The sequence below is a fragment of the Acinetobacter sp. UBA1496 genome (assembly GCF_002324975.1).
Classification (GTDB): domain Bacteria; phylum Pseudomonadota; class Gammaproteobacteria; order Pseudomonadales; family Moraxellaceae; genus Acinetobacter; species Acinetobacter variabilis.
Genome location: NZ_DCRI01000040.1, coordinates 1 through 4,332, shown reverse-complemented (window position 1 = coordinate 4,332; position 4,332 = coordinate 1). Strand labels below are relative to the sequence as shown.

Here is a 4,332-nt window from a genome sequence, read left to right as displayed (position 1 = left end):
ACATCAACTTAGAAGTCCTCCAAAATAAAGGAGATCAGGGCATGATCCACGCTGGCAATGCCATTACCGTCCAAATGCTTGAGGACGGAATTGCAGAATTCCGCTTTGACTTACAAGGTGAGTCGGTTAACAAATTCAACCGTGCAACGATTGAAGATTTCAAGGCTGCGATCGACGCAGTTTCCGCTGCTGACATTCAGGGTTTAATCGTGACTTCAGGCAAGTCTACATTTATTGTAGGTGCTGACATTACTGAATTCGGCGATAACTTTGCTCAAGGCGAACAGGCAATTGTTGACTGGGCACTACCAGTTCATGAAATTTTTAACAGCTTCGAAGACCTGGACATTCCTAAAGTTGCCGCGATTAACGGTATGGCACTGGGTGGCGGTTTCGAGATGTGCTTAGTCTGTGACTACCGTGTGATGTCAGAACAGGCGCAAGTCGGCCTGCCTGAAATCAAACTTGGTATCTTCCCTGGTTTCGGTGGTACGGTTCGTTTAAGCCGTCTGATCGGTATCGACAATGCAGTTGAATGGATGGCCATGGCTACTCCGAAAAAACCGGCTGCTGCACTGAAAGATGGTGCGGTTGATGCGGTTGTGGCTGCAGACAAACTGAAAGATGCTGCGATTGACCTGGTGAAACAGGCAATTCACGGCCGTTTAGACTGGCAAGCAAAACGCCAGGAAAAACTAGATCCAATCAAGCTGAACATGCTTGAGCAAATGATGGCGTTCAATACGGCGAAAGGTGCGGTTCTTGCAAAAGCAAACCCTGCTCAATACCCGGCGCCAAAACTATTGCTTGATTCTCTTCAGGCAGGTGCAAGCTTACACCGCGATGAAGCGTTAAAAGTTGAAGCTCAAGGCTTTGCGAAAGCTGCGGTAACCCCACAAGCGGGTGCGTTAATCGGTCTGTTCCTGAACGACCAGGTGGTGAAGAAAACTTCTAAGAAATATGAACAAGGTGCACATCCAGTGAACCAGGCTGCCGTTCTAGGCGCAGGGATCATGGGTGGTGGTATTGCTTACCAAGCGGCAAGCAAAGGCACTCCAATCATCATGAAAGACATCGGTAACCAGCAACTTGCACTGGGTATGTCTGAAGCGAATAAACTGCTGACCAAGCAAGTTGAACGCAAGAAGATGAAACCGGCGCAAATGGGTGAAACCCTTGCTCGCATCCGTCCTACTTTAAGCTATGACGAGTTTAAAGAAGTCGACATCGTGATTGAAGCAGTAACTGAAAACCCGAAAGTGAAAGGTATCGTACTGAAAGAAACTGAATCTAAAGTACGTGAAAACACGATTATTGCGTCGAACACATCTACGATTTCAATTACGCGTCTGGCTGAAAATCTGGAACGTCCTGAAAACTTCGTGGGTATGCACTTCTTTAACCCGGTACACATGATGCCATTAGTAGAAGTGATTCGTGGTGAGAAGACTTCTGCTGAAGCGATTGCAACGACTGTTGTGCTTGCTCAGAAAATGGGTAAAACACCAATCGTAGTGAATGACTGCCCGGGCTTCCTGGTAAACCGCGTACTGTTCCCTTACTTCGGTGCATTTGACCTGTTACTGAAAGATGGTGCTGACTTCCAGCAAATTGACAAAGTGATGGAAAAATTCGGCTGGCCTATGGGCCCTGCTTACCTGATGGACGTGGTTGGTATCGATACTGGCGTTCACGGTGCAGAAGTCATGGCTGAAGGCTTCCCGGATCGTATGAAACCTGATTTCAAAGGTTCAGTCCAAGTAATGTACGAAAACAACCGTCTGGGTCAAAAGAATGACGTTGGTTTCTACAAATACGAACTTGACCGTAAAGGCAAAAAAGCCAAAGTGGTTGATCCAACTGCATATGAGCTTGTGGCATCTGTTGCAACTGCTGAAAAACGCGAATTTGATCCTCAAGAGATCATTGACCGTATGATGCTGGCTTTCTGTAACGAAACTGTTCGTTGCCTGGAAGACAACATTGTTGCAACTCCGGCTGAAGCAGATATGGCGATGATCATGGGTGTAGGTTTCCCTCCATTCCGTGGCGGTCCATGCCGTTATATCGACCAGACTGGTGTAGCTGAGTATGTTGCACTTTGCGACAAATATGCGCACTTAGGTAAGGCTTATGAAGCGCCGCAATCATTGCGCGACATGGCTGCTAATAACAAAAAATTCTACGGTTAAGGAGTGACGTGAATGGCTACTTTAAATCCACGTGACGTTGTGATTGTTGATGGCGTACGTACTGCCATGGGCAAATCGAAAAACGGTATGTTCCGCAATGTACGTGCCGACAGCATGTCAGCTGAACTTATCCGTGCGTTGATGGTTCGTAACGAATTTGACCCGAATGAAGTTGAAGATGTGATCTGGGGCTGTGTGAACCAGACTCTGGAACAAGGGATGAACATTGCGCGTAATATCGCATTGTTAGCTGATCTTCCTAAGACTGTTGCAGGTCAAACGGTTAACCGTCTGTGTGGTTCTTCTATGCAGGCAATCCACACTGCGGCTGCACAGATCGCGACTAACCAGGGTGATATCTTCATCATCGGTGGTGTAGAGCATATGGGTCACGTAGGCATGATGCACGGCATCGACCTGAACCCTGCTGCATCTAAGCACTATGCTAAAGCGTCTAACATGATGGGCCTGACTGCTGAAATGCTGGGTCGCATGAACGGCATTACTCGTGAAGAACAGGATGCATTTGGTGTTGAATCTCACCGCCGTGCCTGGGCTGCGACTGAAAATGGTCTGTTCCAGAACGAGATCGTAGGCATTGAAGGTCATAATGCTGACGGTTATAAAGTTCTGTGCGATATCGATGAAGTGATCCGTCCGGATGCTAACATCGAAACTTTCCGTGCTTTGCGTCCAGTCTTCGACCCTAAAGGCGGTACAGTGACTGCTGCTACATCTTCAGCATTGTCTGACGGTGCATCTGCAATGCTGTTAATGTCTGCTGAACGTGCTCAAGCGCTTGGTCTGAAACCACGTGCTGTGATCCGCTCTATGGCGGTTGCAGGTTGTGATGCTGCGATCATGGGTTATGGTCCAGTTCCAGCAACTCAAAAAGCATTGAAACGTGCTGGTCTGACCATTGAAGACATGCAAACTGTAGAGTTAAACGAAGCGTTTGCTGCACAAGGCCTATCTGTTCTTAAAGGCTTAGGTCTATACGAGAAACAAGACATTGTAAACTTGAGCGGTGGTGCGATTGCATTGGGTCACCCATTGGGCTGTTCTGGTGCGCGTATTACTACTTCCCTACTGAACATCATGGAACAGCAAGATACTCAAATCGGTCTTGCAACGATGTGTATCGGTCTAGGTCAAGGTATTGCAACGATTATCGAACGTGTTTAATTTTTAAATACTTCGACAAAAAAGAAACCCCGCTTTTGCGGGGTTTCTTTATTTTATTAGTCAAATAAAATAGAATACTCAATAGAATACTAGTGATTAGAAATTGGTTTACGAATCGTAAACTGTTTACTAAAGTTAGCACGCTTGCAAGCGTGAATAATTCCTTAAATGCTTAACTTTTGGGAAATATACTATTGTTAAGATATGCCATATGAGTTTTCACTAGTATTCTACTTACTAGATTTTTATTAAAGTTTTTATGAAATACACGTTAGATGATTTAAGAAAATGTAAAAATAGAAGAGATTTAGCCACTTTACTTGGTTATGATTATCAAGTTTTTTGCCGTATTTTATATCAGCACCCCATTCATCGCAGATATACCACCATTTTAATACCTAAAAAAAATTCTAATACGCCAAGAGTTATTCTTAGTCCAGACGGATTTTTAAAAAATGTCCAGCGAAAACTTTGTGAACTTTTAGAACATATATCAGATGAAATAAACATATCAAAAAATATATATTCTTTCGCATTCAAGAAAAATAGTGATGATAAAGAGTATGGTATCTATAAAAATGCTTTACCTCATATTAATAAAAAAATTGTTATTAATTTAGACCTGAAAGATTTTTTTGAAAATATTACTTTTCCTAGAATTGTTGGTTATTTCACAAAGAATAAAAATTTTCTTTTATCTCAGGAAGTAGCTATAACTATTGCCCAAATAGCTTGTTATTCATCTAATAATAAAAGTTTTTTACCTCAAGGCAGTCCAGTTTCACCTATTTTATCCAATATGATTGGAGAGATTTTAGATGCTAAGATAACAAAGTTAATTAATAAATATAAATTTGAATATACAAGATATGCTGATGATCTAACTTTATCTTTCAAAACTATTAACGTACCTAAGAATATAATCTTTTTAAAAAATAATAGATCTCTTGCGAAA

At 42.8% G+C, this 4,332-nt stretch carries 3 protein-coding genes; all 3 read left to right on the top strand.

From position 1 onward, the window contains the following. Window positions 1-41: 41 nt before the first annotated feature. A complete protein-coding gene (fadB, locus tag B3143_RS04515) occupies window positions 42-2,192 on the top strand; it encodes a fatty acid oxidation complex subunit alpha FadB (RefSeq protein ID WP_286739676.1) in 2,151 nt (716 codons plus the stop codon). A 12-nt stretch (window positions 2,193-2,204) separates the two neighbouring features. Next, on the top strand, window positions 2,205-3,377 hold the full coding sequence (fadA, locus tag B3143_RS04510) for an acetyl-CoA C-acyltransferase FadA (protein WP_180002512.1): 1,173 nt from the start codon (window positions 2,205-2,207) through the stop codon (window positions 3,375-3,377). A 259-nt stretch (window positions 3,378-3,636) separates the two neighbouring features. Continuing rightward, on the top strand, window positions 3,637-4,332 hold a 696-nt coding region (locus tag B3143_RS04505), incomplete at its 3' end, for a reverse transcriptase domain-containing protein (RefSeq protein WP_286739673.1).

Coding starts and splice junctions, on each gene's coding strand:
- fadA (WP_180002512.1), top strand. CDS start 2,205: ATGGCTACTTTAAATCCACGTGACGTTGTGATTGTTGATGGCGTACGT.
- fadB (WP_286739676.1), top strand. CDS start 42: ATGATCCACGCTGGCAATGCCATTACCGTCCAAATGCTTGAGGACGGA.